Source organism: Amphritea sp., assembly GCF_050300915.1.
Lineage (GTDB): Bacteria > Pseudomonadota > Gammaproteobacteria > Pseudomonadales > Balneatricaceae > Amphritea.
This window is the reverse complement of sequence record NZ_JBNKYN010000152.1, coordinates 1-1,750: the sequence shown is the minus strand read 5'-3', so window position 1 is coordinate 1,750 and position 1,750 is coordinate 1. Positions and strand designations below refer to the sequence as shown.

The window sequence follows — 1,750 nt, the reverse complement described above, 5'->3', positions numbered from 1 at the left end:
CTGACTCATGGTCAGACCATCTACTTCTTCGACCCATCAGGCAACCGTAACGAAGTGTTCTGCGGTGGCGATTATCACTACCCCGATCATGAACCGGTGACCTGGAAAGCCGAGGATCTGGGCAAGGCGATCTTCTACCATGACCGGGTGCTTAACGAACGTTTCCTCAGTGTTCTGACCTGATTGCGCTGAGCGGATAACGATACATCAGTCCGCATCTCTGGATGCGCCGACTGAATCGCGAATTATCCGACAGAGAGCAGTACCTCAAAGCAATAAGGGTCAGCGAATCAACAGCAAAGCGACCCTTTTCTATGCCCAGCTGCCACTCTTCCCATCTTTCGAAGAAACGGTAAAAAACAGGATAGATATTGTGGATTATCGGGATAGTGCCACTACCTGAATCTCTGGTCTTATAGTGACTGGTGGCCCCGGAAACCTACAACGACGGGGCCTTTGGCGGCGCCTTTAAGCCCTGGGCCGCTGAAATAAAAAACGAAGAATAACAAAGGAGTTAACAATGACTCGATTCAAGCGTCTATTGCTGTCTGCCACCACAACTGCAGCGCTGGTGGCTGCTTCTATGGCTGTCGATGCCCGTGATTTCCGGCTCGGGTTGATCACTCCCCCGCCGCATATCTGGACTCAGGCGGCAAACAACTTCGCCGAGGAGCTAAATAAGAAATCGGGTGGTGAGCACACGGTCTCTGTCTTCCCTGCCCGGCAATTGGGTAATGAGGCTCAGATGGTACAGCAGCTTCAGACCGGAGCACTGGATATGGCGTTCCTGACCATTGCCGAAATATCCAACCGGGTGCCGGATTTTGGCGCTCTTTACGCCCCCTATCTGGTTGAGGATATTGATCAGGCAGCCGCCTTACTTCGCTCCGACGCCGCCACCGATTTGCTTAATAAGCTGCCTGGTGGCGTGGGTGTGGTCGGCGTTGGCTATGGCATGGCGGGCATGCGCCAGGTATTGAGCCGCGAAGCGGTGCAGGGGCCAGCGGATATCGCCGGCAAGAAACTGCGTATTACACCGTTCGAGCCGATCCGGGATTTCTACACCGCTTTGGGCGCTGCGCCGACCCCTCTCCCCTTGCCCGGTGTTTATGATGCCCTTGCTAACGGCCAGGTCGATGCCATCGACATGGATTTCGATTCCATTCTGGTGCTGAAATTCTACGAACGGGCTGACAATCTGCTGATCTCCAACCATATGATGTTTCCGATGGTTGGTGTGGTTTCCGGACGTGTCTGGAAGCAACTCAGCGATGCAGATAAGAGCCTGATTCAAACCACCATGAAAGCCCAGCTCGACGATGTCATCAGCCGCTTCCAGGCACAGGAGAAAGATCAGGAACAGCAGCTACGCCAGCTGAATATCAACATCAGTGAAGCTGATCGTGGTCAGTTTGCAGATGCTATTGAAAGCTGGGAGGGTATCTGGTCGAAAAAGGCTCCTTCCCTGGTGAATCTCCGCAAGGCCGTTACTGAGATCAAGGGCAACTGATCTCAGCGCCATGCTAAACATGACACCGGCGCAAATTGTGCCGGCATGACCGGAGAAGAACATGCTGAAATCTGTTTCGAACTTTATTGCCCGCGCCGAGGTCGTGGTTGCGGCCTCACTGGCGGGCGCGATGCTGTTTGCGCATCTGTGAAAAAGAGTGTGTCGGTCAGTGTTCTATCCGACAATAAAGAACGCGTCCTCGGCATAATTCCGTTTGAAATCGAAGTTGTCAGTGTCATA

Annotated in this window: 1 protein-coding gene and 1 pseudogene; both read left to right on the top strand. The window is 53.4% G+C overall.

Going from position 1 to position 1,750, the window contains the following annotated elements; all coding sequences use genetic code 11:
• Nucleotides 1–183, top strand: a pseudogene (locus tag ACQY8X_RS20860) (catechol 2,3-dioxygenase); the annotation flags it as partial.
• 337 nt (nt 184–520) lie between these two features.
• On the top strand, nt 521–1,510 hold the full coding sequence (locus ACQY8X_RS20855; RefSeq protein WP_428037053.1) for a TRAP transporter substrate-binding protein: 990 nt from the start codon (nt 521–523) through the stop codon (nt 1,508–1,510).
• The last annotated feature ends 240 nt before the right edge of the window (nt 1,511–1,750 follow it).